Source organism: Streptomyces sp. NPDC059142 (genome assembly GCF_042755665.1).
Taxonomy (GTDB): Bacteria; Actinomycetota; Actinomycetes; order Streptomycetales; family Streptomycetaceae; genus Streptomyces.
This window is the reverse complement of sequence record NZ_JBHZDA010000010.1, coordinates 9,608-34,735: the sequence shown is the minus strand read 5'-3', so window position 1 is coordinate 34,735 and position 25,128 is coordinate 9,608. Positions and strand designations below refer to the sequence as shown.

The following is a 25,128-nucleotide window of genomic DNA, read 5'->3' as shown; positions in this document are numbered from 1 at the left end:
GGCCGAGGCGGGCACATCAGGACTGGGCCGGCGGCCGGGCCGGATCCGGTGCCCGGGCCGGAGCTCCGAAGGCGCCCTTCACGCGGCCGTGCTCCCCGGCGGTGCCCAACACGGCACCGGCCACCTCGATCCGCCTCACCCGTGAGGGCGTGAAGGGTGCGCCCGCCCGGGGAGTACGGCGCGGGCGCGGGCCATCAGGTCCGGGGTGGTCAGCAGGAACCGGCCGGTGTGCAGGGCGTCGTGCCCGTACATCGTCCGGACCAGCTCGGTCGAGCCGTCCACCTCCAGCGACCAGGCGGCGCGGCGCAGTTCGAGGGTCCCGGGCTTCGGTACGCCGCGCCCGCTCCATCCGACGCAGATCAACCAGCACGCCTCCGCGAACCGGCTGCCGTCCGCGGACCCGTACAACCGCGTCGGCCCGTGCCGCGCCGCGATGTCCGCCAGCACCAGATCCGGCACGCCCGGCACGGGCACGTACCCGACCACCGCCGTGCTCCCGTAGTGCCCGGTGGTCGTGTAGGCGACGACGCCGTACCCGTCGGGCCATGTATGCAGCAGCGGCAGGACGGTCACCCTGCCCTCGCCCGTCACGACGCGCGCCAATGCTCTCTCCTTGCTCCATCGGGTGAAGGTGCGGTTTCCGTCCGGGCTGCCCCCGCGCGGAGCCGCCTCGCCCGTACGCGCCTACGCGCTCAGCTCGTCCCCGCAACCGGAGGACGGATTGGACCCGCCCCCGTCTCCGTCCTCGATATCGGTGTTGTCCGGGTCTCCCTGAACAACCGCACGCGCTCGTAAGCGACTTCCGGACATGTGCCGATCCCTTCTCCCCGAGGGGTGGTGCACCGACCCGCTTCAGCCGCACTGCTGCCGGGGAAAGGGAGTGAGCGGCCGGGCGGGGGGCTTGAGACCGGGCCGTGAAGGAGGCCGGGCCGCAACGCCCTCCGCGACCGTACGGACGGCAGACGTCCACGCACCAGCGACTTGCACCAACTTGCACGGCAATCCATCTGGCCTGGGAAGTTGGCTGTTTTTCCTCCTTACGTACTCGCATCCGACGACGCACCATTTGTGCAAGTCCTCGCAAGCAAGCACAGCCATCGGAGGTTGGCCATGGCCTTACACTTCATCGGCATCGACCCGGAGACCGACGGCGACCATTGCCCGACGGTGTGGTTCGACGACGAGACGCGGGAGCTGGTCGTCCAGGGCTGGAAAGCGGGCCGCGAACTCATGGACCGGTGCCGGGAGTTCGGCGCCGTCCCCGACGGCGAGGCCGTGGTCCGGATTCCCGCACGCATGGTGCACCTCCTGCGGAAGGCGTGCGATGCCGCCGAGCGTGCCGCCCTTTCGTGAGCTGCTGGCCGGCGCCGAGCGGACCGCCGTCCATCTGGAGCTGCGGGACACGTACTTCAGCAACCCGCGCTTCGAGGAGTGGCGGACGGGGAGCCGTGTCGACTGGTCGGACCGGTCGTCGTGGTGGCTGCCCTTCCATCAGCAGATCGCCGATGCCGTGGCCCGGGGAGTGGCGGTCCGTCGCGCACGGGTCGTCTCCGAGCCGGTGACCGAGTACATCCGCTGGGAGCACTACGTCACCCGCGCCAACACGGCGGCGGGGGAGGAGGTGCGATGGCTGCCCCGCAGACAGGCGGGGGACCTCGCGCTGGCCGGCAACGACTTCTGGCTGTTCGACGGCCGACTGCTGCGGGTACATCACTTCTCGGGCGACGGTGACCTGGTGGCGGACGAGATCACCGACGATGCCGCTACCGTCGAGGTGTGCGCCACCGCCTTCGACAGCGTGTGGCAGCGTGCGATCCCGCACGCGCACTACGAGATCCACTAGTCCAGGACCCGAATCCACACCTTGACCACCTCTCCGTCGTCCAGCGCTCAGACCGCACGTGCCGCGCTCGCGGCGCGCCTGCGGGAAATACGCCTGGACGCGGGACTCACCAAACGGGAACTCGCCGCCCGGTGCGGCTGGCACGAGTCGAAGTCGTCACGCATCGAGAACGTCAGGACCCCACCGTCCGACGCGGACATCCAGGCATGGTGCCGCGCCTGCGATGCCGAACGGCGAGCGCCTGACCTCATCGTCGCGAACCGTGAGGCCGATTCCCTCTACGTGGAGTGGAAGCGCCTTCAGCGCACCGGTCTCCGCCGTCTCCAGGAGTCCGGCGTTCCGCTGTACGAGAGCACCCGGCGTTTCCGGATCTACTGCTCGAACGTGGTACCCGGCGTTCTCCAGACGCCGGGATACGCGCAGGCACTGCTGTCGTCCATCGCCGCGTTCCGCGGGACCCCGGACGACGTGGCGGATGCCGTCACCGCGCGCATGGCGCGTTCGCGTGCCGTGCGAGAGGGCGATCACCGGCTTGCGATCCTGGTCGAGGAAACGGTCCTGCGATACCGCCTCGGTGACGCGGGCGTCATGGCCGGGCAATTGGGGCACCTTCTGTCCGCCATGGACCTGCCGTCCGTGTCCCTCGGGATCATCCCGTCCACCGTGCCGCGCCGTATGTGGCCCCTGGAGACCTTCACCGTCTTCGACGATCACCGGGTGCATCTGGAACCGCTGTCGGCGTCCATCAAGATCATCTCACCCGAGGAGATCGCCCTGTACGTCCGAGCATTCGACGAGCTGCGCGGTCTGGCCGCGTACGGAGCAGAGGCGCGCGCTCTCGTCGTGCGGGCCATCGACGCGCTGGGGTAGGTGCCGCAGGCCGTACCGCGCGACCCCGTACCGCACACCAATGGGTGCGATTAGTGATGAATCGCACATACATAACATGTAGCCTTAAGTAATGAAAGCGCGGCTGGATCTGCTGGCCACCGTGGACCAAGGTGTCACGGAGAGTGAGATCTTTCGGCTCGCCCTCCAGCACTCCGTGGCCCAGCTGGGCGGCTTGGGCGGGACCGTGCATCTGCGTGGGCCGATGTCCGCGCTGCGCCTCGTGTCCTCGACCGGGCTGCCGCCGCATCTGGTGCGGCCCTGGGAGATCATCGATCAGGAGGGGCCGACCGCGCCCGCGCTCGCCGTGCGGCAGGGCGGGGCCGGTGGGGGTGGCGGGGTGTGGGTGCCCGGTGGGGGCGGGGCAGGGTGGCCGGGGGCCGGGCTCGCGGCGGTGCCCGTGTCGGGCGGGGCGCGTACCGTCGGCGCGCTCACCCTTGTCATGGCCCGGGGCCGGCCGACCGAGGCGCAGTGGGAGTTCCTGCGGGCCGTCGTCGCCTGGGCCGAGGAGCGGATGGAACAGGCGCCGCCGCCCGCGCGGGCCCGGCCGCCCGGTGAGGAGATGAGCGGGCGGCGGCTGCGGCAGGCGCTGAAGGCCGTCCAGATCGGCACCTGGGACTGGAACATCCACACCGGCGAGCTGGCCTGGGACGACGCCGCCATGGCCATCTACGGCACCGACCCGGCCGACTTCGTCCCGAGCATCGAGAGCTGGATGAAGGTCGTCCACCCCGACGACCTGGCCTGGACCCTCGCCGCCGCCGAGCGGGCGATCCGCAACGGGACCGTCTTCGAGGCCGAGTACCGGGTCCGGCGCCCCGACGGCGGTTACGGCTGGACGCAGGCGCGCGGCAGGACCGTACTGGACGAGCGGGGCGAGCCCGTCCGGATGGTCGGCCGCGCCTGGGACAGCAACGAGTCGCCCTCCGCCCGCGACGCCCTCAGCCGCGCCCTGCGCCACATGAGCGACGGCTTCCTCGCCGTGGACGACGACTGGCGGATCACCTTCGTCAACCTGGCGGCGGAGCAGGCGCTCGGCTCCTCCGAGGAGGAGCTGTTCGGGCACCCGCTGTGGGAGCTGCCCTCCGTACGCAATGTGCCGGGGCTGGAGGCCCGCTGCCGGGAGGCCGCCGCCGCGGGCCGGCCCGCCGGTTTCGACGTACGGGCCCCCGAGGGCGACCGCAGCTACCACCTGCGGCTGGTCCCCGTGCCCGACGGCGTCACGCTCTACTTCACCGATGTCACCGAACGCCGCCGCCGTCAGGCCGAGCAGGACGCCGCCGAGCGTGCCGCCGCCGACCGGGCCGCGCGGATCGCGGAGCTGACGACGGCCCTCGCCGGGGCGACGACCTCGCGGGACGTGGTGGACGCCGTGGCGCGGCGCGTGCTGCGGCCGTTCGGCGCGAGCGGGCTGATCGTGCTGGCCGTGGAGGTGGGCGGCGACCGGCTGTCGTGCATCGGGTCCGTCGGCTATCCGCTCGACTTCGTCGATGTGATCGTCCGCTCCACGCCGGCGCGGGGCGGCCCGATCTGGGAGTCGGTCCTGACCGGGAAGCCGCTGTTCATCTCCTCCGCCGACGAGTTCGTGGCCCGCTACCCGGAGATGCGGCACCGCCCGTCCGAGGCCGCCAAGCGGGCCTGGGCGTTCCTGCCGCTGGTCGCCTCGGGACACACCTTCGGCGTCTGCGTGATCGCCTTCGACCGGGCGCACCGCCTCCCCGACGAGGACCGTACGCTGCTCACCGCGATCAGCGCCCTCGTCGCGCACGCGCTGGAACGGGCCCGGCTGTACGACGCCGAGCACACCCGGTCGCAGGAGCTCCAGCGCGGGCTGCTCCCCCGCACCCTCCCCGAACTGCCCGCGTGCACGGCCGCCGCGCGCTATCTGCCCGCCGGGCAGGGCATGGACGTGGGCGGCGACTGGTACGACATCATCCCGCTCTCCGCCGGGCAGGTCGCGCTGGTCATCGGCGATGTGATGGGCCACGGGCTGCCCGAGGCGGCCACCATGGGGCGGGTCCGTACGGCCGTCCACACCCTGGCCGCCCTGGAGATGCCGCCCGACGAGATCATGAGCCATCTCAACGAGATCGTCGGCGCCCTCGGCGAGGACTCGTTCGTCACCTGCCTGTTCGCGCTGTACGACTCGACCACCCGGATCTGCTCCTTCGCCCGCGCCGGGCACCCGCCGCCCGCCGTGGTCCACCCCGACGGCACCGTCCACTTCCCCGAGCTGGCCCTCGCGCCGCCGCTCGGCGCGGCGGAACCGCCGTTCGAGACGGCCGAGCTGACGATCCCCGAGGAGGGGCTGCTCGTCCTCTACACGGACGGCCTGATCGAGTCGTCGGGCCGTGAGATCGACGAGGGCATGGCCACCCTGGCCGAACTGCTCCGTACCGCCGACACCTCCCCCGGCGCCGATCTGGACCAGCTCTGCGACACCCTGATGGCCGGGCTCCTCCCCGACGACCAGCGCACCGCCGACGACGCGGCGCTCCTGGTCGCCCGCGTCCACGCGCTCGCCACCGACCACATGGCCTCCTGGCCGCTCCCCTCGCACCCGCAGGCCGCCGGGGAGGCGCGCAAGCACGTCAGGGAGCAGCTCACGGCCTGGGGCCTCGACGAACTGGCGACGACCACGGAACTGCTGGTCAGCGAGTTGGTGGGCAATGTCGTACGGCATGCCAAGGGTCCGGTACGGCTCCGGCTGCTGCGCAGCGCGGAACTGGTCTGCGAGGTCGGCGACGGCAGCCTGACCACCCCCCGGATCCGCCGCGCCTCGGCGACGGACGAGGGCGGGCGCGGGCTCCAGCTCATCACCGCGCTCTCGCAGCGGTGGGGCACGCGGTACACGGCCACGGGCAAGTGCATCTGGACGGAACAGGCGCTCCCGGGCGCGGAGGGCCACCACCCGGGGCCCGGGGGTCTGGGGGACCTGGGGGATCTGGGGGGACTGGGGGGCCTGGGGAGTCCGGACGGGCTGGGGGATCTGGACGGGCTGGGAGACCTGGGAGACCTGGGGGAGCTGGGGGACCTGGGGGAGCTGGACGGTCCGGGCGGCCTCGGGGGGATCGGCGCGCCGCCGCACCGCGTGTGACCGGGGTGACGTGTGGCGCGGGGCGGGCGCGTTCGGGAGCGTACGAATTCCGCCATATCCGAGTGATCGCGGGGCGCGCCCGGTCCGTCGGTGTCACCATCGCCGTCCGAGGCCGGACGCGGCGGAACGCGGACGGCGCGGAGCGAGCGCGCGCCCGTGCGGTGCGAGGCATCGCGCCATACCGTCCGCGTCGCGTTTACGGGGGCGGGTCCGGCGCCGACAGCCTTTACGCAAACTGCACTTGGTCCACTACTCTTCCACTTGTCACACCGTAAGAACCCCCTTCTTCACCCTCAACTCACCTCGCCCATGGCCCCGTTCGGCCATCCGCGTCCCCCGCGACGCCCCCTTCCTCTTGTGCCGACCGATCGCCGATCCCCCGATCGCGATCACGGATCCGCGTACCCCGTCCCCGCGGGCGACGCTGGAGGCAACCTGCGCATGTCAGAGATGAGCGGCGCCGACCCCACTCGGCCCATCGACCAGGCACCTCCCGGCGCCCCGCCGAACGCCGTTCCGGTGGACCCGGGCGGCCTTCCCGCACCGGCGCGCCCGCCCCGCCCCGAACTGCCTCCCCACACCGAGCGGCCGTCCGCCCCCGGCAAGGAACTCGCCGTCATGGGAGCGGCCGGGGCGCCGGCCGGCCCCGGGCCCGATCCCTCGGATCTCGAACTCTTCGCGGACGGTCCCGGCGGTCCTGGCAGCCCCACCGGCCCCACCGGCCCCAGCCGGTCCGGGGCCTCGGACGCCGCCGGGCGGCTCTCCGGCACCAACCCCGGCCGCCTCAAGGGCCTCCCCGGCCGGCTCCCGCCCGAGGGGCTGCCCAACGGCCTGGGCTGGCCCGGGAGTTCCGTCGGGCCTGGCGCGCTGCTGCCGGTACCTCCGCCGGGGCCCCCGCCCGGTCGCGGGGCGGGCGCGCCGGCGGGCGGTCCGGTGCCGTACGAGCAGCCCGAGCCGCGCTCGCGCTCCCTGTGGTTCACGGTGCTGGCCGGGGTGGCCGCGCTCGCCTGCGGTGCCACGCTCGTCGTCGTCGCCGGTCAGTCGGACCGGCAGGCCGAGCAGGCCGCCGCGCCGGTCACCGGCGCGAGCATCCCCGGGCTGCGCGGCTTCCCCGAGCGCCCGGAGGGCAACCCGGGCGACGGCGGCGACTCCGCGGGGTCCCTGTCCGAGGGCGCCCCCGCCGCCTCGGACGCGGGCCACGAGGAGACCGCGAACGGCCGGCCCCCTCGCGCCGCCGGCAGCGGGGCGCCGGAGGCGTCGCAGGACGGCCCCGGCGAGAACGGGAAGGACGGCGGCGGGGCGGAGTCCGGCACGGGGTCCACGGACGCCCCCGGGACCGGGCAGGACGGCGCACCCGACGGGAACGGGAAGGGCGACGGTGGCGCGGGCGGAGGGAACGGCGGCGGTGCGGTCGGCAGACCGACCACCGCGCCCACCCGCAAGGCCGCCATGCAGGCCGTCAACTACCCGGACCGCTACTGGCACATACGCGACAACGGCGGCGGCTATCTCGACGCCGTCAGCCGCAGCGCCGCGGCCTTCACCGTGACGGCGGGCCTCGCCGACTCCGACTGCTACTCCTTCACCCTGGGCAAGGGCCGCTATCTGCGCCACGCGCAGTTCCGGCTGCGCGCGGACACCGACGACGGCGGCAGCACCTTCCGCAAGGACGCCACCTTCTGCCCGCGCGCCCTCGGCGACGGCTCGATCATGCTGGAGTCCGTCAACTACCCGGGCCGCTTCGTGCGTCACCGCGACTTCCAGCTCTTCCTGGACCCGTACCAGAACAGCGGCCTCTACCGGGCCGACACCGCGTTCCGTATGGTCGCCGGCTGACCGTCCTGCGGCCCGCCGCCTCCGTCGGCGGGCCCATGGCATAGGGTCGTGCGCCGTCGGGACTTCGAACACCCGAACTGGGGGAAACCGGTGGGGAATGCGCGTTGGGTCATCCCGGTGATGGCCGGGATGGTGATGACCCCCATCGCCATCGGACTCGGCTTTCTGCTGATCTCGTCGGTCAACGACGGCGAGGACCCCGACCTCGGCGCGCCCGCCCCGATGTCGACCGAGCTGAAGGCCGGTGACGGCGGTGTGCCGCCCGAGTACGGGCAGCTCATCCTGGACGCGGCGGCCGACTGCGACCAGAAGCTGCCCGCCACGGTGCTGGCGGCGCAGCTCAAGCAGGGCAGCAACTTCCAGCCGCGCGCCCAGTCGATCGAGTCCGGGGACCGCCCTCCGGCCCAGGGCATCGCCCAGTTCCGGCCCGCGGACTGGGAGGCCGAGGGGTACGACGCCAACAAGGACGGCAAGGCGGACGTCTGGGACCCGGCGGACGCCATACCGTCGCAGGGCCGGGCGATGTGCAAGCTGCTCACGAAGGCGAAGGAACGCCCGGAGCTCCGCGGCAAGCCGATCGAGGTGGCCCTGGCCGCGTACCACGCGGGGTGGGACACGGTGGAGACGTACAAGGGTGTGCCGCGCGCCAGTTGGGCGGACGGGGCGACGTACGAGTACGTCAAGGGTGTCGTGAAGTCCGCCGCCTACATGATCGTCCCGGCGGGCGGTTCGCTGCCCGGGAGCTGGACCCTGCCCGTCGGGGGCCCGGCGGGCGCCCCGTACCACCAGCAGGGCTCCTCCTGGTCGACCGGCCTGCACACCGGCATCGACTTCATCGTGCCCACGGGCACCGAGGTCAAGGCGATCGGCCCCGGCACGATCGCGACGGCGGGGCCGGGCGGCGACTACGGCAACCAGATCGTCGTCCGCCACGACGACGGCACGTACAGCCAGTACGCCCATCTCTCCGAGATACGGGTCGTCGCCGGCCAGCGGGTGGAGGGCTCCACCGTCATCGGCCTCTCCGGCGCCACCGGCAATGTCACCGGCCCGCACCTCCACTTCGAGATCCGTACGGGCCCGGCCTTCGGCTCGGACATCTCGCCGCTGCCGTACCTCCGCGCCAAGGGCCTGATCAGCTAGGGCCTCTCGTCCGGAGTCGCGCTTCAGCAGTCGCGGGCCTCGGCGGCGGCCTTGAGTTCGGCGAGCCAGCCTTCGAGGCCGTCGTGGAGGATCTCCGTCGCGGCGGGGACGTCCGCCTCGACCTGCGGCCCGGTGTGGGTCTCCTCGGTCCGTACGAGGACACCACCCTTGACCTTGGTGAAGTTCCATACGTGGACGCCGTCGATGTGCAGCCCGTCCGCGACGGCGGGGCCGGTCCAGCGGATGCAGGAGCCGGCCTTGAGCTGCTGGACGGTCGAGGTGACGGTCAGGGTGGGCGCGGTGGTCGCGGGGTTGGGCGGCAGCGGGGTCGTCCACCGGAACGCCGAACCCGCCCGGAAGGGGCCGTGGTCGAGGCGTTCCACGGAGTCGACCGGGCTCTGCCAGGACGGCCAGCGCCGCACGTCGGTCTGGAGCTTCCAGATGGTGCTCAGCGGGGCGTCGATCACGGTCTCGCCCTTGGCGCGGACGGCGGCCTTCGGGTCGACGCCCGCTCCCCGGCAGGTGAGGGACTTCTGGTGGTGCGGGGCGGCCTGGGCGGGCGCGGCGGCGGTGCCGAGCACACCGGCGACGACGAGCGGGAGGGTGAGCAGGGCGGTGCGGAGGCCGGTACGGCGGGTGGTGGTCATGGCGGTACTCCTCGTCCGGTGGGGTGTGCGGTGGCGCGGAAGTGCCGCGCCCCTCACGCATGGCGATAGGCCAGCGCGTTCGTTAGAAGTTATAACGCAAGCCCGGACGAGTGGTCAATACTTTCGTGACACCCTCTAACTGAACGGGGAGTCGCCGGCTCAGACCGTGACGACGGTGATGTGCCCTGCCCGCCGGAACGGCCGGAGCTGTTCGTCCGTCGCGCCGGTGTCGGTGACGAGGGTCCAGGCGCGGTCCAGGGGCGCCCAGGCCGTGAAGGGGCGCTGGCCGAACTTGCTGCTGTCGGCGAGGACGTACAGCTCCGCGCCGCGCGCGGCCATCAGCTCCTTCAGGGAGGTCTGCTGGAGGCTCGCCTCGCAGATCCCGAGCTTGGCGTCGAGGCCGTCCGCGCCGAGGAAGACCTTGTCGGCCGTCAGCCGGGACAGGGTGAGTTCGGCGAGGGGGCCGACGAAGCCGTGGCTGACATGGCGCAGGGCACCGGCGAGGGTGATGACCTCGACGCCGTCCGCCTCCGCCAGCTCCACCAGGGTGGTCAACCCGTTGGTGATGACGGTGAGTCCGCCCCGGCCGCGCAGATGATGGGCGAGCCGGCCGGTCGTCGTGCCCGCGTCGAGGATGACCGTATCGCCGTGCGCGATCCGCGCAGCGGCCCAGCGCGCGATCCGGTCCTTCTCCGCGACCGCGAGCCCCGAGCGCTGGTTGAGGGAGGGCTCGGGCGCGTGGCCGGGCGTGATGGCCCCGCCGTAGGTACGGGCCAGCTTGCCCTGCTCCGTGAGCTGGGCCAGGTCGCGGCGGATCGTGGACGGGGTGACCGCGAGGGTACGGGCCAACTCCTCCACCGCCACGGTGCCGTCGGCGGCCACCATCCGCAGGATCAGTTCGCGCCGGTCCGCCGCGCGCAGCCGGTCGGGGCCGGGGGCCGGGCCGGGGAGGCCGGGTCCGGCGTCGCCGTGCGGGTCCTGCGGGGCGTTCTGCGGATCCATCGTCGCCATCCTCTGGTCACCCGGGTCACCGGACAGGTTATCCCCGCCGCACAGAAGACACCGTAGGGACCCTTGCGCGTAACGCGCAGCCGTGTCAGCGTTCTGCACGCAATACGCAACGCGATAGCCAGACGGAGTTGGTGGCGGGTCGCGCCCAACGGCGGGCGCCGAGGCGGGAGAAGCATGACGACACGGAGCACGCCGGCGGCATCGGCAGCGGGGAAGACGGCACCGAGGAGCGGCGGGACGCCGGACACCGGAGCCGGAGCGGGGACCGGAGCCGAGGCCGGAACCGGAGCCGGGACCGGAGCGGGGACCGGAGCCGGAGCCGCGCCCGAGGATCCGTACGCGCTGCACCCCTCCGACGCGCTGGATCCGCCCGCCGGATTCCGCGGCACCGTACGGCGGTTGGGCCCCGGCATGGTGCTCTCCGCGGCCGTCGTCGGCTCCGGCGAGCTGATCACCACCACCGCGCTCGGCGCGAAGGCGGGCTTCGTCCTGCTGTGGCTGGTCGTCATCAGCGCGCTGGTCAAGGTCTGGGTGCAGATCGAGCTCGCCCGCTGGACCATCCTCACCGGCCGTACCGCGCTCTCCGGTTACGCGCGGATCGGCCCCCGCTTCGGCGGGCGCGGCCGGCCGGACGCCGGGGTCGGCTGGATCAACGTGCTGTGGATCCTGATGGACTTCGCCAAGATGCTCCAGCGCGGCGGGCTGATCGGCGGCACCGCGGCGGCGTGCAGCATCCTCCTGCCCATCGGCGGCGCGGCGCTCTCCACCACCTCGCTGACCGTCTGGACCGTGATCATCGTCGCGGTCGTGATCGCGATGATGTACTCGGGCCGCTACAGCGCCGTCGAGAGGAGCGCCTTCGTCGCGGTCGTCGTCTTCACCCTCGTCACCGTCGGTCTCGCGCTCGGCCTGCCCTGGACCGAGTTCTCGTACGGCGGCTCCGAGCTGGCCTCCGGCCTGACCTTCGCCATCCCGGCCGGGACCGTCGGTTTCGCGATCGCCATGTTCGGCATCACCGGGGTCGGCGCCGACGAGATGACCACGTACACCTACTGGTGCCTGGAGAAGGGGTACGCGCGCTGGACCGGCCCGGACGACGGCACCGAGGAGCGCGCCCGGCGCGCCGAGGGGTGGATCAGGGTGATGCGGATCGACGCCCTCCTCTCCTGGGCCGTGTGCACCCTGTGCACGCTCGCCTTCTACGTCATCGGCGCGGCCGTACTCCACCCGCAGGGCCTGGTCCCGCAGGGCAACGAGATGATCACCACCCTCTCGCGCGTCTACACCGACACCCTCGGCCCCTGGGCCCACTACCTCTTCCTCGCGGGCGCCATCGCCGTGCTCTTCTCGACGCTCGTCGGCTCCACCGCGAGCGTCCCCAGGCTGTGGACGAACACCCTGGGCCTGCTCGGCGTGATCGACTGGACCGACGTACGGGCGCGCAGGCGCACCATCCGCGTCCTCACCGTCGCGCTGCCGCCGCTGTGGGCCTCCTTCTACCTCTTCATCCAGTCGCCGGTGCTGATGGTCCAGATCGGCGGGGTCGCGGGCGGGATCTTCCTGCTCGCGGTGGTGATCGCGGTGTGGCACCTGCGGGCGTCGGACGTGGACGCGCGGTTCAAGCGGAGCAAGGGGCTCAACGCGGCGCTCGTGGCGAGCAGTACGGCCATCGGCGTCCTGGGCGTCTACTCGGTGCTGGAGGTCTTCGGGCTGGGACTGGGCTGACCCGCCGCCCCGTCGACGACCCGACGCGGGACCGGCAGCGCCACCACGGAGAGAACAGGGAGTGAGTACGCGATGAGTACGCGAGAGCCGCACACGGGCCGGGAGCCGGACGGCGCCGCCCCGCACCCCGGGCCCCTCGGGCACCCCGGACCCCTCGGTGACGTCCTCGTGACGACGCCCAGTTTCGGCCAGACTTCCCGCGCCCCCTGGGAGGTCTTCGAAGCCGCCGGCGCCGCCGCCCGCCGCAGCGCCTTCGCCCACCCTCTCGCCGAAGCCCAACTCAGAGCCGAGATAAGGGACATGGAGGCCCTGGTGGTCGGTCTCGACCCGGTGACGGCAGCCGTGCTGGCCGCCGCGCCCCGGCTCAGGGTCGTCGCCAAGCACGGCGTCGGCACCGACAACATCGACCTCGACGCCGCGCGGGAGCGGGGCGTACGGGTGGTCAACGCGCCCGGCACCAACACCGGCGCCGTCGCCGATCTGACCTTCGCGCTGCTGCTCGCCGCCGCGCGGAAGATCGTCCCGGCGCACGCGGCGGTGACCGGGGGCCGCTGGGACCGTTTCTTCGGCCCGGAGCTGGGCGGCCGTACGCTCGGCGTCATCGGCTTCGGACGGATCGGCCAGGCCGTCGCCCGCCGCGCCCACGGCTTCGACATGGACGTCGTCGCGTACGACCCGCATCTGCCCGCCGAGGTGTTCGCGGCGGCCGGGGTCCGCTCCGTACCGTTCGACGAACTCCTCGCCGACGCCGATGTCGTCACGCTGCACATGCCGCTGATGTCGGACCGGCCTCTGCTCGGGCGCCGGGAGCTGACGGCGCTGCGCCCCGGCGCACTGGTGCTCAACACGGCGCGCGGCGGCCTGGTGGACGAGGACGCCCTCGCCGATCTCCTGCACAGCGGGCATCTCGGCGGCGCCGGTATCGACGTCTTCAGCACCGAACCCCCGGTCGGCAACCGGCTCCTGGAGGCGCCCGGCGTCGTACTGACGCCGCACTGCGCGGCGTTCAGCGACCAGGCCAACCGGGCGATGGGCACCGCCGTCGCCGCCGATGTGGTGCGGGTGCTGCGCGGGGAGGCCCCTGTGAACGCGGTGGTCTGACGGCGGCGGTCCAGGGGCCGCCCGGAGCGCGTCAAAAATCGATGCGAAGGCTCTGAGCTGGGAAAACAGACACTCTTTGGCCGGTCGGCTGTCGAACGCTCTGACAAGGTGCCATAATGGGCCGCGTAGCCCTTCGTGCATCCCCCGTCGCGAAGGGCTACACCTCTGCCCAAAGCTCTACGGCCCCGGAACGCCCCTGGCGACCGGGGCCGTTGTGCGCGCGGGACACCTCACGGACAGGGGACTCCCCTCGCGGCCCCCTGCCCGTGTTTTTTCGAGTTAACAGCGCTGCGGTTTGTTTGCGCAAGCCCGGAAACTGACCTTGGATCAAGAGCGCCCACTTCTCACCGTCGGCGGTACCTCGCCAGGTCAGGGTCGGTTACAGTACGACCCCGTTGACCCGAGCCCAAAGGCGGGCGTGGACGTGGGGGAGGCTGGCTGAATGGACGGCGGCGAGGAGCGGGCCCCGGAACAGCACCCCGCCGACCCCGTGGTCCCCGAGCAGCGGACGGCCGGCCCCGGACCCGGGAACGGCGGCCACCAGGGCGGTACGGCACCGGACTTGAGGACCTTGCGGCAGAAGGTCGAGTACATGGTGGAGACGACCTTCCCGGGGGAGCGGATCTCCGGCCGGTTCTTCTCCGACCTGGTCAAGAAGCGCGGCGGCTCCCTCTCCCACAGCTACTTCTCCAACATCCTGGCCGGGAAGGTCACCCGCCCCTCGGAGGACATCCTGCGGGCGCTCGGGCTCGGCTTCGGGGTCGACTGGCGCTTCTTCAAGGAGGAGTCCGAGGTCGTGGACGAGGTCGTCGCGGGCCTCCGGTTCCTCGCCCGGCGGCGTACGGGAGAGATCAACGGGCCGGGTGCGCCGGGCGCGGACGGCGGCGGACTCCCGCCCGAGCTGCTGACGTTCGCGCTCTCCCTCCTGGAGGACACGAGTTCGGCGCGGCGGGACCCGGACGGTGCCGCGCCGGACGCCGTGGCGGACGAGGCCGGCGGGCAGCCGCGGCGGTAGCGGGCGCGAGCCGTACCCCGGGGCGGGCCGCGCCGGGGGCCGCCCCATACTGGACCGGGGCGGGACCGGCCGCCGGTCCGGCCGCGGCGGACGAGCCGCGGCGCACGCCCGCGTCCCCATGGAGCGGCATGACCCCCGACACCACCCCTGACCCGACGCACGCGAGACCCGCGGAGCCCGCGGCGCCCGCCGAGCCCGCGGCGCGCGCGGAGCCCACGGATTCCACGGATACCGCCACGAGGCGGGCCCGTACGGTCACGAACGTGCTCCAGCCCCGCAACCTGATCCTGGCCGCCTCGCCCGGCATCGGCCTCGCGACGGCGGGCGACTGGACCGGGATCCCGTGGGGGCTGCTGGCGGCGCTCTGCGCGGGGCTCATACCCGCCGGCTACATCCAATGGCACGTCAAGCGCGGGGCGTGGGGCGACCGTCATGTCGCCGACCGCACCCAGCGCGGGCCGATCTTCCTCGTCATCCTGGGCTCGATCGGCACCGGCGCGGCCCTGATGCTCCTGGGCGGCGCGCCCACGGGCATCCTGGCGACGATGCTCGCCCTCTGGGTCATGACGGTGGGGCTCCTGGCCGTCAACACGGTGTGGAAGATATCGGTGGACGCGGCGGTGGCCTCCGGCGTCGTGGCGCTGCTCGCGGCGGCGCACTCGCCGTGGTGGCTGCTGGCGTACACGCTGGTGGCGGCGGTCTGCTGGTCCCGCGTGGTCCTCACGTACCACACGGTCGCGCAGACGATCGCGGGTACGGCCCTGGGCGCCACGACCGCGGCGGCGTTCCTCTTCGTCTGACGGCACCCGGCCTCGCCCGGCGTCGTCCGTCGCCGCCCGGCGTCGTCCGTCGCCGCCCGGCGTCGTCCGGCGCCGCCCGGTCTCACCCCGCGTCGTCCGGCCCGGCGGGCGTCCGCTCCCCGGCCTCCGGTACGGCGAGCGCCGCCAGATGGCGCAGCGAGCGCACGAGATGGTCCGGGCCGAACGGCGGGAACCGGAGGTACTCCCGGACGGACGGCGCCACCGCCGACCAGTCGTAGGTCAGCGTGACCTCGGTCCGGTCCCGGCCCAGCGGCGCGAGATCGTAACGCCAGCTCCAGCCGCCGAACTCCAGGCGCCCGTCCTCCTTCTCCTGCCCCGTCAGCCAGCCGATCGCGCGCGGCGGGTCGACCACCCGCACCTGGTTGGCCACCCGGTAGTGACGGTCCGGGTGGCCAGGGTGGTACATGCCCATCCGGAAGACCTGCCCCACCTCGGTCAGCGGCGCCCGGTCGGCGGCCTCCCGTACCCAGCCGGTGCCGTCGATCGCGGCATGGGCCGTCGGGTCGGCCAGCACCGCGAACACCGTCGCGGCGGGCGCGGCGACGGTCAGGGTGGCGCTCACGCTGTCCTCGGCCATGGTGTCCACGCTCCTGGTCCCTCCACGTCCCGGGCCTCCCGCCGGGCGCGGGCGGAGGACGTTCCCGGAGTGCGGACGGCGCGGCGCGGCGGAACTCATCGGTCCCCGGGGGTGGAGCGGACTCCACCCCTGTTCGGCAGTGGGCGGGAGTGACCGCGCCGCCCGGTTCCTGGTGTGCTGGTCGTGCTGGTCGTGCTGGTCACACCGGAAACCACCCTCGCACCGCAGGAGCACCGTGTCCCTTCACGAGCGCCCACCCGTCACCACGCCCGCGCCCACGCCCCCGCCCGCTTCCCGGGACACCGGGATCCGGGGTGCGGTCGGACGCCGCCCCCTGCTCTGGTTCTTCGCCGGGGCGATGCTGCTGAGCTGGGTCGCGTGGACCCCGTACATCCTCTCGGAGACGGGGCTCGGCGTCCTGGACCTCCGCTTCCCCGAACTCCTCGGCAGCTCACAGATCCTGGGCGTGCTGCCCGGCGCCTATCTGGGTCCCGTCACGGCGGCGTTCCTCGTCACGGCGGCCACGGAGGGCCGGGAGGGCATCGGGCGGTGGGTCGGCCGGCTGACGAAGTGGCGGGTGAGCTGGCGTTGGTACGCGGGGATCATCCTGGGCGTACCCGCGGCCCTCATTCTCGCCACGCTCCCCCTGTCGGGCGGCGACATCCGGTTCCCCTCGGCGACGGTGGTGGCCGCGTACCTCCCCATGCTGCTCATCCAGATCGTCACGACGGGCCTCTCGGAGGAGCCCGGCTGGCGGGACTTCGCCCTCCCGCGCCTCCAGGACCGGTTCGGCCCCCTGGTCGGCACGCTGATCCTGGGGCCGCTGTGGGGGGTGTGGCACCTGCCGCTGTTCTTCAGCGAGTGGGGCGGCTACCCGCACATCAGCGCGCTCGGCATCGCCGAGTTCGTGCTGGCCGCGACGACCATCAGCCTGGTGATCACCTGGGTCTTCAACCGGACCGGCGAGAGCATGCCCATGGCGCTCCTGCTCCACGTGGGCATCAACAGCTTCGCCTCCCTGGCGGCGTCCGACATGTTCCCGACGGTCGACTTCGACCACGGCGGAGCCAGCCGCGTCTCGCTGATCGCCTCCGGCGTGGCGGCCGTCATCCTGCTCATCGCCACCCGGGGCCGCCTGGGCCACCGCCCCAGCGCGGAGACCCCGGCCCCGGACCCGGATCAGCGGCTGCCGAAGGTTCCCGCCTGAACGGCGACGCCCGATCGGCGTCGAGCACGGGGGCCGGCCGCCGCGGCAGCGGAACGGGGGTGACGGTGCGCGGCTGACGCGCCGCGACCGAGCCGCGCCCACCCTGGTTGACAGTGTCCACCTCGCTGCGTAGGTTGACGTTGTCAACCAGGAGGTATTGATCATGTCCACGATCCTCATCACGGGCGGACACTCAGGCATCGGTCTGGCCGCGGCCCGTGAGCTCGCAGCCAGGGGAACCGACCTCGTGCTGGCCGGACGCAGCGCGCAGCGAATGCAGCCGGTCAAGGACGACCTCACGGCGGAGTACGGGGTATCGGTGACCTTGCTGGCGCTCGACACCTCGTCGCTGGCGTCGGTCCGCGGTGCCGCCGCCGAGGTGGCCAGGCTCCGCGAGGCAGGCGAGGTCGGCCCGCTCGCCGCGCTCGTCTGCAACGCCGGGGGCCGTTTCGACGGCGAGGTCACCTACAGTCCCGAGGGCTACGAGACCACGTTCGCCACGAACTACCTCGGGAACTTCCTGCTCGTCGATCTGCTGCTGCCGTATCTGGAAGAGGCGGCCCGCGTCGTGTTCACCGCCAGCGGCACACACGACCGGGACTCGATGGACGGCAGGATGGTGGGTGCCGCGGTCGAGCCGGACGCCGCTCTGCTGGCCCATGACGGCAAGGGCGGCCGCAAGCCGCTCAGCGCCGGTAAGCGCTATGCCACCTCGAAGCTGTGCACGATCATGTACGCCTACGAGCTGGACCGCCGTCTCCGCGGTGCCGGGAGCACGGTGGTCCCGATCGCCTACGACCCGGGTTCCGTGCCGACCACCGGGTTCCTGCGTGACATGCCCAAGGCCGTCCAGTGGATCGCTGCCACCTCGGTGTTCTCATGGCTGACCAAGCGCATCGGTGGTGTCGTCTCCGACGTCGAGTTCTCCGGCGCGTCCCTGGCCGAGCTCGCCTGCTCTCCGGAGTACGGGGACCGCTCCGGTGAGTACTTCCAGGCCAACGACGGAACCTTGTCCTCCGTCCGCTCCGCCCATCTGACCTATGACAGGCGGCGTGCGAAGAAGCTGTGGGAGGACTCCGAGCGGCTCGTCGCGCGGACGGCGGACGCCGACGAAACGGCCAGGGTCCGATGAGCACCGCGCAACGGCTGGTGGCGGCAGCGGCGGAACTTCTCGACGAGGGCGGGCAGGCGGCTGTGACGCTGCGCGCGGTCGGCTCCGCGACCGGGGTCTCGCACAACGCGCCCTACAAACACTTCACGAGCCGCGACGACCTGCTCGCCGCTGTCGCCGCGGCCGACTTCACCGCGATCACCGAGTCCTGGCGGACGATCGGGACATCGTCCCTGGACCCGGTGGAGCGCCTGCTCGACGCGCTCGACGTCGTCATCCGGTTCAGCAGGGACCATCCAGCGCGCTACCGGCTGCTCTTCGGCACGCCCGACGTCGCCGCGCGGGGCGGAACCCTGGGTGAGGCCGCCGAGACGGCGTTGCAGGTGTTCTCCGACATCGTGGTCGACTGCCAGAGGACCGGCGCCCTTCCACCGTCCTCCGGCAGCAACCTCGGGATCATCCTTTTCGCGACGGCCCACGGCCTGATCGACGCCGATGCGAGCGGCCGACTGCGATCCCGGTCCGGCTGGACCGATGTCCGGGCAGGACTGCGGTTCCTGATCGGTCTCCTCCACGGTCAGCCGCCCGGACACACATCGCCCCCCACCACCCGGCCGGACACATCCCCCCAGGAGCCACGAGAGGTATGACCACTACCGAGGTACCGACCTTCTCCATCGCCGAGCGCGACCGCCGCCACGCACTCGCGCGGTCCTTCATGGCCGACGAAGGGCTGGACGCGCTGCTGATATACGGCGAGCACGAGGACGCCGGCCCCGCGCCGGTCGCCTACGACACATGGTTCACCAACAGCCGGCCGGGATCACTCGTCATCCTCCCGCAAGCCGGTGAGCCGATCTCGCTCCTGCCGGGTCCCATGTTCATGATGGACCATCTCGAAGCCTCCCGGCGCGGCGAGAAGATGTGGATCCCGCCGCGCAATCTGCGTGGCACCCGCCATTCCTCCACCATCGTCGAGACGCTGTCCGAACTGGGCCTGCAGAAGGCTGTCATCGGAGTCGTCGGCCTCGGCGCGCACCTGCCGTGGAACCCGGAGGGGATCATCCCGCACGGTCAGTGGAGCCGGGTCCTCGACCGGTTCCCCGAAGCGGAGTTCCGGCCGATCGACCTCGCCTTCGGGCAGCTCATCATGGCTCTGGGCGAAGAGGAGATCGCCGTGCTCCGGCACTCCGCCCAGATCGGTGACGCCATGGTGCGGGCCATGGTCGCGACTGCGGCGCCCGGCGTCCCGGAGAGCCACGTCTACGCGGCGGGCATGGCCGAGGGCTACCGGAACGGCTCGATGCCGCCGTCGATGCACCTGTGGTCCGGTCCGGATGTGATCGCCGCCGGGATCCCGTCCTGGGGACAGCGGCCCGAGGCGCCGCGCATCCTGGCCGAGGGCGATGTCGTCTACGCCGAGGTGTTCTCCAACTTCGGCGGGCGTCACGCCCAGAGCCAGGTCACCATCACCGTCGGCGAGGTGCACGAGGACTTCCACCGCGCCGGCCACGTCGCCCGCGCCGCCTACGACGCGGGGCTGAGCGCCCTGCGCCCTGGCCGTACCTTCGGCGATGTCGTCGAGGCCATGCACGAGCCCATCGACGCCGCCGACGGCTGGCCCTTCCTCATCGCCGTCCACTCGCTCAACCCCGGCCTCTCGGTGGGCAAGGGCCGAGGAGTCTTCAGCACCCTCCCCGGCACCGAGGGATACCCGCGCGTCCTCGACTACCCCGCGTTCCTCACCGAGATGACACTCGTACCGGGCATGAGCTTCGCCTTCGAGCCGAACTACGCCTACAACCGCCACCTCGCCCACCTCGGCGGCACCGTCCTCGTCGGTGAGGACGAACCCGTCGAACTCAACCCCTACTCCGCCCAGCTCCTCGCCGCGGCGGGACACGGCCCCGCCTCATAGCCCCTCCTCGAACCCGAGATCCGTCGTCCCCGGGAGTCGTTCGACCAGATCCGTCGCCCGATTTCACTCGACAGGCGTCTGTCGTGCGGGTGGCCGGTGACGCGGTGCCGCTCCGGCGACGCGTGGCGCATCTTCACGCCTCGCGCCGCCCATCGCCTGGACGGCCGTACTCAGACGACGTCGAACTCGTTGCCCTCGGGGTCCCGCATGGCCGCGGCGTAGAAAGCCATGTCAGGTTCGTCCTTGATCCTCAGGAGGGTGGCGCCGGCTTCGACCAGTCGGTCCACGGCGGCCTGGACCCGCTGCTTGCGGACGTCCAGCGGGACGTCGCGTCCGCCACCGGCCTGCAGGTCGAAGTGCCACCGGTTCTTGGCGGTCTTCGGCTCCGGAACCTTCTGGAACCACACGCGCGGTCCGTTGCCCGCCGGGTCGACAATCGACTCCGGGATGTCGCCGGCCCCGGGCGGCAGTTCCTCCGGGGGGACTCCCATCGCCTTCCAGTAGGCGCGCCACGTGGCGTGCCCGTCCGGCGCGGGCTCGGGCACGTAGCCCAGGGCTCCGGCCCAGAACGCCACCATTCTCCGCGGATCGGAGCAGTCGATCGTCAGGTGCCATGTCGTCTCCATGCCCGGAGCCTCCCAGAAGGGTCTGACAGTCGAACCGTTCCGCACGGCGCGGCGGGCGTGGCCGGTTCAGGCGCTCTGGGCGATCTGGATGAGATTGCCGCAGGTGTCGTCCAGGACCGCGACGGTCACCGGGCCCATTTCCAGGGGTTCCTGGGTGAAGCGCACACCGAGTCCGCGCAGCCGGTCGTACTCCGCCCGTACGTCGTCCACGGCGAAGGACGCGGCCGGGATGCCGTCGTTGACCAGCGCGGTGCGGTACGGGGCCACCGCCGGGTGACCGGAGGGCTCCAGCAGGAGTTCGGTGCCTTCGGGGTTCTCCGGTGAGACCACGGTCAGCCACCGGGCCTCGCCCAGCGGGACGTCGTGCTTCTTCACGAAGCCCAGCACATCGGTGTAGAAGCTCAGGGCCTTGGCCTGGTCGTCGACGAAGACGCTGGTGAGGTGGATCTTCATGGGACGCTCTCTCTCCGGTGGGGTCGGGCCGGGTCATCGGGGCGGTGCGGGGACATTGTCGCGGGCCCGGACCGGTGCGGGCGGCGGGTTCGCGCGGGACACGCGGGCCGGGAGGTGAGTACGGGTGCTCACGCGCGTACGGGCGCTCCGGGAGACCATCGCCTGGTGCCCGACCACACGGCCGATCCGGAGGAACCGTACGTGCTCAGCAGCATCGCCCATCGCCTCGTGCCCGCCTTCGGCCCGCTCACCGTCACCACCGACGCCCGGGACGGGCGCGGGCCGGGGCCGGGGAGCATCGTCGCCGCCAACCACACCAGCCTCTTCGACCCGGCCCTGGTGCTGGCGGCCCTGCGGCGGCTGGGGGTCGAGCCCGTGGTGCTGGCCGCCGCCGGGCTCTGGCGGATCCCTGGGCTCGGGGCGGCGCTCGTACGGGAGGGGTACGTACCGGTGCACCGGCGCGATCCCCGGGCCGGGAACGCGCTGACCGGGGCGCGGGAGGCCCTGCGGGACGGGCGGGTCGTGCTGATCTACGGGGAGGGCGGGCTGCCCGCGCGGGTCGACTCCGGGGAGGCGGCGCCCGAGCGGTTCCGGCCCGGGGTCGCCCGGCTCGCGCGGCAGAGCGGGGCGCCGGTCGTGCCGCTCGGGCAGGCGGGGGCGCGGCGGGTCAGTTCGGGCAGTGCGGGCAAGCAGCTCGCCGGGCTGCTGACCGCGCCCGTACGGCGGCCCGCGCTCCATGTGCACGTCGGGGCGCCCGTCGCGCTGACCGGGGACCCGATCGCCGCCGCCGAGCAGGCCCGCCGGGCGGTGACCGACGCGTGGCGCACGGCGGTGGAGCGGCTGGGCGGACCCGTACCGCCTGCCGGGTAGCGGCGTGATCGGAGGCGCCGGTGGGATGACTCGGCAAGGGCCGCGCGTCTGCCCCCGGTACTGCCCTCAAGACCCTTACGCCGCGCGGGTCATGTCCCGCACAGTGGTGGGCTGGCACATGTCCGTCGCTGAAAGGATCGTCCATGCGCGTTCAGGACCAGGGGAACGACCGGGGTGAAAGCCTCCGGACCGGGGCCGGGCGGGTCGCCGCCCGGTCGACGCCCACGGGCCCGGCGGCGGGACTGCTCGCCCTCCAGCGCTCGGTGGGCAACGCGGCGGTGACGCAGGCGATCGAGGAGGAGCGGCACGAGCACGGCCCCGGCTGCTCGCACGCGGGCCGGTCCGCCCAGCGGCGGATGGACCCCGAGGCGGAACAGGGCGCCGTGCAGCGGCGGGTGTCGCTGGCGGAGGTGACCGGGGCCGGTGGGCTGAGCCTGCCTCCGCGCATCCAGAACAAGGCCGAGCAGGCCTACCAGATGCCGTTCAACCACGTGCGGGTGCACAACGACGAGACCGCGCAGCGGGCCAGCGCCGAGTTCGGCGCCCGCGCCATGACCGTCGAGAACCACATCGTGCTCGGCTCGTCGTCGGTGGACGACGAGACGTGGTTCCACGAACTCGACCACGTACGGCAGCAGTCGAAGGGCAAGGTGGCGGGCTCCGACGACGGTTCGGGGAACAGGGTCTCCAGCCCGGGCGACCCCTTCGAGCTCCAGTCGTCGGACAACGGCCGCCGGGTCGCGCAGGGCGAGAACCCCGACCTCTCGATGCCCGGCATGGCCGGTCACGGGGAGCCGGTGCAGCGGGCGAAGGCCGGGCCCGGCGAGCGGGAGAGCGTGCAGCGGATGCCCACGTCCGGCGGCCGGGTCAGCAAGGCCAAGAAGGGCTCGGGCCAGGCGAAGACCGTGGCACAGGCGATCACGGCGGCTCTCGTGAACAACCACGGCTGGCAGGAGTACGGCGGGGCGCAGAACAAGACCGTGCACCTGCCGGTCGCCTCCGACAGCGCCCCGGAGCACGCGAAGAGCGAGGGCCTCAAGGGCGCCGCGATGAGCAAGATGTACCACGGCACCGGCAACATCAGCGACAAGCGGTCGTTCGCCGACAAGGGCCGTGTGGAGCAGGCTCTGCGCTGGATCTCCACCGTCACCTTCAACTACCTCAACGACCTGAGCAAGCAGCCCGAAGAGGTACAGGCGGGCATCAGCACCACCGACGCCGCCGGGCCGGACGGCACCACCGCGAAGAAGTACGAGCTGTACATCTCCTCGAACAAGAACAGTGCCAACAAGGCGCTCAACGACCTGTACGCGGGCCAGACCAACGCCAGGGCGTTCCTCGCCGCGATCCTGGAGGCGAACGAGCCGAACCTCGCCAGCCGTACCGCGCGCGAGCAGCGGCACGCGCAGAAGCTGGCCAAGCGCATCCTCGGTTCCAAGGACGGCGTGGGGCAGTACGGAGCGGTCCTCCAGGCGCTCGCCGGCCCGGTGAACGTGCCCGCGAACGCCGAGGAGGACGGCCTGCACGCCGAGCGGCGCATCATGGACAGCGCGCCGGAGAAGAGCATCTCCAACGACCAGATCGCGGGCGTCAAGCGGCCCTGCATGGTCTGCTACATGGAGCTGTTCGTCGGCGACGACTCCAAGCGTCCCGGCCCGTTCTGGCCGAGCAAGGCGTCCAACATCGGGCAGGACGACTACACCGTCGCGAACGCCGCGAAGCTGGCCGCGCGCATCCACCAGGCCGCGGTGCAGGGCGGCGGCACGCACGTCACCCTCCGGGTCGACTGCGAGGGTCAGGAACGGGTGGAGACCAAGTACGGCTCCGAATCGGACTCCCCGGCCTCGGGCAGCGACCGGCATTCGAGCCCGGAGGCGATGGACACCAGCGCCTGAGGCGGCGCCCGGCCCCGTACAGCGCGAAGGCCCCCGTACCGGACTCGGTACGGGGGCCCTCCTGTGCGGACCGCCGTCGGCTCAGACGTCGTTCGAGGTCGAGCGGCGGAAGAACTCGATCTCCGCGATCGAGACCTGCTTCTTGTCGCCGGCTCCATACGCCGAGCGGATGATGAAGCGGACGTTGGACACCTCGCCCACCCGGAACTTGCGGCGCTGCGGGCCGCTCATCTGGTCCAGGACGATCTGGCGGGTGAACTTCTTGCCGTCGGCACCCGTGATCACCGCGTCGATCCGGTGCGGCAGCGCGGCCTCCGTCAGGTCGGTCGACCGCGCGGAGATCCCGGAGGTGATCATCAGGTCCAGCAGGCGGGTGGGCTCGGAGAAGCGGGCCTCGATCCACTGGCCCTCGGCGTCCCCGGAGATGCCGGGGCCCCACCACGAGTTGCTGATCTTGTCGAACGCCTTCTGCGGGTCGTGGTCCTTGAAGGACCGCGACGCGGCCATGGAGTCCGGGCTGACCTGGGCGCGCTTGGCGAAGTGGTCGCGGGCCGCGTTCCACGCCGTACCGACGTTGAACAGGGCGAAGATCACGAGCCCCAGCGCGAGCGCCCAGGCGATCCAGCGGAAGATCTGGCCGATGCCGCGCCGCAGCCCCGGACGGTCGCCGGCCCACGGGGCCGGGCGCTCGCCGGCGCCCCACCACATACGGCGCCACCAGGGGCGGGGCGCGTCCGCGACCTCGGTGCGGTCCGTGAGGGACATGGCGCAGCGGCGGCAGAAGTGGCGGTCGGGGCGGTTGCCGGTGGAGCACCAGGGGCACGGGGGGCCGGTCTCGTCGGCCGGTTCCGACCGGGGCGCGTTGACGCGGGGGCGGGCGGCGGCGGGGCGGCCCGGGAGGACCGGTGCCACGTCCGGCGTCGCGACGGGCCCGTTCGGGTCGGCCACGGGCACGAGGAGGGCTCTGGCGCGCGCCGCGTCCTCGGAGGAGGACGAACTCGCCGCCGGGGCCGAGGTGGCCGACGGCGGCTGCTGGGAGCGGGTGGGGATCGTGGGTGTGGTGTCCGGCTCCTCGGTGTCCTGCTCGTCCATGTCCGGTATGTGGTCACGCCGTGCGGGGGCGACCGGCTCCCGGTTCTCCGGCGACCCGTGCTCCGGGTCCCGGTCGTGCGGGGTCCGGTCCTCCGGGGTCCGGTCGCGCGGCTCCTCGGGCTCGGCGCGGGCGGGCTCCGGCGCGGGGGGGGGGGGGGGGGGCGCGCGCCCCCCCCCCCGCCCCCCCCCCCCCCCCCCATGGGCTTAAATAAAATAAAACAGGGCCCCCCCACTATTGTGTGTTTTGATGAG

At 72.5% G+C, this 25,128-nt stretch carries 23 protein-coding genes; 16 read left to right on the top strand and 7 right to left on the bottom strand.

Going from position 1 to position 25,128, the window contains the following annotated elements; genetic code table 11:
* Window positions 1–135: 135 nt before the first annotated feature.
* A complete protein-coding gene (locus ACFXPK_RS06015) occupies window positions 136–603 on the bottom strand; it encodes a hypothetical protein (RefSeq protein WP_385001849.1) in 468 nt (155 codons plus the stop codon).
* Window positions 604–1,110: 507 nt separating this feature from the next.
* Between ACFXPK_RS06015 and ACFXPK_RS06010 the strand changes: the two genes are divergently transcribed.
* The 6 genes from ACFXPK_RS06010 to ACFXPK_RS05985 all read left to right on the top strand — a co-directional run bounded on the left by ACFXPK_RS06010 (window position 1,111) and on the right by ACFXPK_RS05985 (window position 8,807).
* Window positions 1,111–1,353: a hypothetical protein gene (locus ACFXPK_RS06010; RefSeq protein ID WP_385001846.1), complete on the top strand. Its 243-nt coding sequence runs from the start codon at window positions 1,111–1,113 to the stop codon at window positions 1,351–1,353.
* Window positions 1,325–1,843 (top strand): DUF6879 family protein, encoded by a 519-nt coding sequence (locus tag ACFXPK_RS06005; RefSeq protein WP_385072135.1) that lies wholly within the window; start codon window positions 1,325–1,327, stop codon window positions 1,841–1,843. The genes ACFXPK_RS06010 and ACFXPK_RS06005 overlap by 29 nt, the downstream gene beginning before the upstream one ends.
* Before the next feature lie 21 nt (window positions 1,844–1,864).
* The gene (locus ACFXPK_RS06000) at window positions 1,865–2,713 is read left to right on the top strand and encodes a helix-turn-helix domain-containing protein (RefSeq protein WP_385072132.1); all 849 of its coding nucleotides are present in this window, start codon (window positions 1,865–1,867) and stop codon (window positions 2,711–2,713) included.
* Window positions 2,714–2,804: 91 nt separating this feature from the next.
* Window positions 2,805–5,828: a SpoIIE family protein phosphatase gene (locus ACFXPK_RS05995; RefSeq protein WP_385072129.1), complete on the top strand. Its 3,024-nt coding sequence runs from the start codon at window positions 2,805–2,807 to the stop codon at window positions 5,826–5,828.
* A gap of 441 nt (window positions 5,829–6,269) precedes the next feature.
* Window positions 6,270–7,664: an AbfB domain-containing protein gene (locus tag ACFXPK_RS05990; RefSeq protein ID WP_385072126.1), complete on the top strand. Its 1,395-nt coding sequence runs from the start codon at window positions 6,270–6,272 to the stop codon at window positions 7,662–7,664.
* 90 nt (window positions 7,665–7,754) lie between these two features.
* Window positions 7,755–8,807 (top strand): peptidoglycan DD-metalloendopeptidase family protein, encoded by a 1,053-nt coding sequence (locus ACFXPK_RS05985; RefSeq protein ID WP_384997788.1) that lies wholly within the window; start codon window positions 7,755–7,757, stop codon window positions 8,805–8,807.
* 23 nt (window positions 8,808–8,830) lie between these two features.
* Here ACFXPK_RS05985 and ACFXPK_RS05980 read toward each other — a convergent pair whose 3' ends face one another.
* Together ACFXPK_RS05980 and ACFXPK_RS05975 are read right to left on the bottom strand one after the other, a co-directional pair.
* The gene (locus ACFXPK_RS05980; RefSeq protein WP_385072123.1) at window positions 8,831–9,454 is read right to left on the bottom strand and encodes an SRPBCC family protein; all 624 of its coding nucleotides are present in this window, start codon (window positions 9,452–9,454) and stop codon (window positions 8,831–8,833) included.
* Window positions 9,455–9,613: 159 nt separating this feature from the next.
* On the bottom strand, window positions 9,614–10,456 hold the full coding sequence (locus ACFXPK_RS05975; RefSeq protein ID WP_385072120.1) for a DeoR/GlpR family DNA-binding transcription regulator: 843 nt from the start codon (window positions 10,454–10,456) through the stop codon (window positions 9,614–9,616).
* Between the two features lie 183 nt (window positions 10,457–10,639).
* Between ACFXPK_RS05975 and ACFXPK_RS05970 the strand changes: the two genes are divergently transcribed.
* The 4 genes from ACFXPK_RS05970 (at window position 10,640) to ACFXPK_RS05955 (ending at window position 15,106) form a co-directional block, all read left to right on the top strand.
* Window positions 10,640–12,190, top strand: a complete 1,551-nt coding sequence (locus tag ACFXPK_RS05970; protein WP_385072117.1) for an Nramp family divalent metal transporter — start codon at window positions 10,640–10,642, stop codon at window positions 12,188–12,190.
* A gap of 72 nt (window positions 12,191–12,262) precedes the next feature.
* Complete coding sequence (locus tag ACFXPK_RS05965; protein WP_385072114.1) at window positions 12,263–13,291, top strand: phosphoglycerate dehydrogenase; 1,029 nt, start codon at window positions 12,263–12,265, stop codon at window positions 13,289–13,291.
* Between the two features lie 442 nt (window positions 13,292–13,733).
* On the top strand, window positions 13,734–14,306 hold the full coding sequence (locus ACFXPK_RS05960; protein WP_385072111.1) for a hypothetical protein: 573 nt from the start codon (window positions 13,734–13,736) through the stop codon (window positions 14,304–14,306).
* Window positions 14,307–14,434: 128 nt separating this feature from the next.
* Complete coding sequence (locus ACFXPK_RS05955) at window positions 14,435–15,106, top strand: hypothetical protein (protein WP_385072108.1); 672 nt, start codon at window positions 14,435–14,437, stop codon at window positions 15,104–15,106.
* An 82-nt stretch (window positions 15,107–15,188) separates the two neighbouring features.
* On the opposite strand, the gene ACFXPK_RS05950 is transcribed toward ACFXPK_RS05955, so the two are convergent.
* Window positions 15,189–15,704, bottom strand: a complete 516-nt coding sequence (locus tag ACFXPK_RS05950; protein WP_385072105.1) for an SRPBCC family protein — start codon at window positions 15,702–15,704, stop codon at window positions 15,189–15,191.
* A gap of 235 nt (window positions 15,705–15,939) precedes the next feature.
* Between ACFXPK_RS05950 and ACFXPK_RS05945 the strand changes: the two genes are divergently transcribed.
* From ACFXPK_RS05945 to ACFXPK_RS05930, 4 genes are all read left to right on the top strand, one after another.
* Window positions 15,940–16,911 (top strand): CPBP family intramembrane glutamic endopeptidase, encoded by a 972-nt coding sequence (locus ACFXPK_RS05945; protein WP_385072103.1) that lies wholly within the window; start codon window positions 15,940–15,942, stop codon window positions 16,909–16,911.
* Between the two features lie 163 nt (window positions 16,912–17,074).
* Complete coding sequence (locus ACFXPK_RS05940; protein WP_385072100.1) at window positions 17,075–18,043, top strand: SDR family NAD(P)-dependent oxidoreductase; 969 nt, start codon at window positions 17,075–17,077, stop codon at window positions 18,041–18,043.
* Window positions 18,040–18,672, top strand: a complete 633-nt coding sequence (locus ACFXPK_RS05935; RefSeq protein ID WP_385072097.1) for a TetR/AcrR family transcriptional regulator — start codon at window positions 18,040–18,042, stop codon at window positions 18,670–18,672. The genes ACFXPK_RS05940 and ACFXPK_RS05935 overlap by 4 nt, the downstream gene beginning before the upstream one ends.
* Entirely contained in the window at window positions 18,669–19,940 is a 1,272-nt protein-coding gene (locus ACFXPK_RS05930) for a M24 family metallopeptidase (RefSeq protein WP_385072094.1), read from the top strand. Before ACFXPK_RS05935 ends, ACFXPK_RS05930 begins: the two co-directional genes overlap by 4 nt.
* Before the next feature lie 170 nt (window positions 19,941–20,110).
* On the opposite strand, the gene ACFXPK_RS05925 is transcribed toward ACFXPK_RS05930, so the two are convergent.
* On the bottom strand, window positions 20,111–20,566 hold the full coding sequence (locus ACFXPK_RS05925; protein ID WP_385072091.1) for a VOC family protein: 456 nt from the start codon (window positions 20,564–20,566) through the stop codon (window positions 20,111–20,113).
* Window positions 20,567–20,632: 66 nt separating this feature from the next.
* Window positions 20,633–21,019: a VOC family protein gene (locus ACFXPK_RS05920; RefSeq protein WP_384997760.1), complete on the bottom strand. Its 387-nt coding sequence runs from the start codon at window positions 21,017–21,019 to the stop codon at window positions 20,633–20,635.
* A gap of 201 nt (window positions 21,020–21,220) precedes the next feature.
* Here ACFXPK_RS05920 and ACFXPK_RS05915 point away from each other — a divergent pair, with 201 nt between their 5' ends.
* Window positions 21,221–21,889 carry a lysophospholipid acyltransferase family protein gene (locus tag ACFXPK_RS05915; RefSeq protein ID WP_384997792.1) on the top strand — a complete coding sequence of 223 codons (669 nt, stop codon included), beginning with the start codon at window positions 21,221–21,223 and terminating at the stop codon, window positions 21,887–21,889.
* Window positions 21,890–22,032: 143 nt separating this feature from the next.
* The gene (locus ACFXPK_RS05910; RefSeq protein ID WP_384997758.1) at window positions 22,033–23,784 is read left to right on the top strand and encodes a DUF4157 domain-containing protein; all 1,752 of its coding nucleotides are present in this window, start codon (window positions 22,033–22,035) and stop codon (window positions 23,782–23,784) included.
* An 81-nt stretch (window positions 23,785–23,865) separates the two neighbouring features.
* Here the strand turns inward: ACFXPK_RS05910 and ACFXPK_RS05905 are convergent, their stop codons facing one another.
* Window positions 23,866–24,876 (bottom strand): NADase-type glycan-binding domain-containing protein, encoded by a 1,011-nt coding sequence (locus tag ACFXPK_RS05905; RefSeq protein ID WP_385072087.1) that lies wholly within the window; start codon window positions 24,874–24,876, stop codon window positions 23,866–23,868.
* Window positions 24,877–25,128 lie beyond the last annotated feature (252 nt).

Coding starts and splice junctions, on each gene's coding strand:
- ACFXPK_RS06010 (WP_385001846.1), top strand. CDS start 1,111: ATGGCCTTACACTTCATCGGCATCGACCCGGAGACCGACGGCGACCAT.
- ACFXPK_RS06005 (WP_385072135.1), top strand. CDS start 1,325: ATGCCGCCGAGCGTGCCGCCCTTTCGTGAGCTGCTGGCCGGCGCCGAG.
- ACFXPK_RS05995 (WP_385072129.1), top strand. CDS start 2,805: ATGAAAGCGCGGCTGGATCTGCTGGCCACCGTGGACCAAGGTGTCACG.
- ACFXPK_RS05990 (WP_385072126.1), top strand. CDS start 6,270: ATGTCAGAGATGAGCGGCGCCGACCCCACTCGGCCCATCGACCAGGCA.
- ACFXPK_RS05980 (WP_385072123.1), bottom strand. CDS start 9,454: ATGACCACCACCCGCCGTACCGGCCTCCGCACCGCCCTGCTCACCCTC.
- ACFXPK_RS05975 (WP_385072120.1), bottom strand. CDS start 10,456: ATGGATCCGCAGAACGCCCCGCAGGACCCGCACGGCGACGCCGGACCC.
- ACFXPK_RS05970 (WP_385072117.1), top strand. CDS start 10,640: ATGACGACACGGAGCACGCCGGCGGCATCGGCAGCGGGGAAGACGGCA.
- ACFXPK_RS05965 (WP_385072114.1), top strand. CDS start 12,263: ATGAGTACGCGAGAGCCGCACACGGGCCGGGAGCCGGACGGCGCCGCC.
- ACFXPK_RS05960 (WP_385072111.1), top strand. CDS start 13,734: ATGGACGGCGGCGAGGAGCGGGCCCCGGAACAGCACCCCGCCGACCCC.
- ACFXPK_RS05955 (WP_385072108.1), top strand. CDS start 14,435: ATGACCCCCGACACCACCCCTGACCCGACGCACGCGAGACCCGCGGAG.
- ACFXPK_RS05950 (WP_385072105.1), bottom strand. CDS start 15,704: ATGGCCGAGGACAGCGTGAGCGCCACCCTGACCGTCGCCGCGCCCGCC.
- ACFXPK_RS05940 (WP_385072100.1), top strand. CDS start 17,075: ATGTCCACGATCCTCATCACGGGCGGACACTCAGGCATCGGTCTGGCC.
- ACFXPK_RS05935 (WP_385072097.1), top strand. CDS start 18,040: ATGAGCACCGCGCAACGGCTGGTGGCGGCAGCGGCGGAACTTCTCGAC.
- ACFXPK_RS05930 (WP_385072094.1), top strand. CDS start 18,669: ATGACCACTACCGAGGTACCGACCTTCTCCATCGCCGAGCGCGACCGC.
- ACFXPK_RS05925 (WP_385072091.1), bottom strand. CDS start 20,566: ATGGAGACGACATGGCACCTGACGATCGACTGCTCCGATCCGCGGAGA.
- ACFXPK_RS05920 (WP_384997760.1), bottom strand. CDS start 21,019: ATGAAGATCCACCTCACCAGCGTCTTCGTCGACGACCAGGCCAAGGCC.
- ACFXPK_RS05910 (WP_384997758.1), top strand. CDS start 22,033: ATGCGCGTTCAGGACCAGGGGAACGACCGGGGTGAAAGCCTCCGGACC.
- ACFXPK_RS05905 (WP_385072087.1), bottom strand. CDS start 24,876: ATGGACGAGCAGGACACCGAGGAGCCGGACACCACACCCACGATCCCC.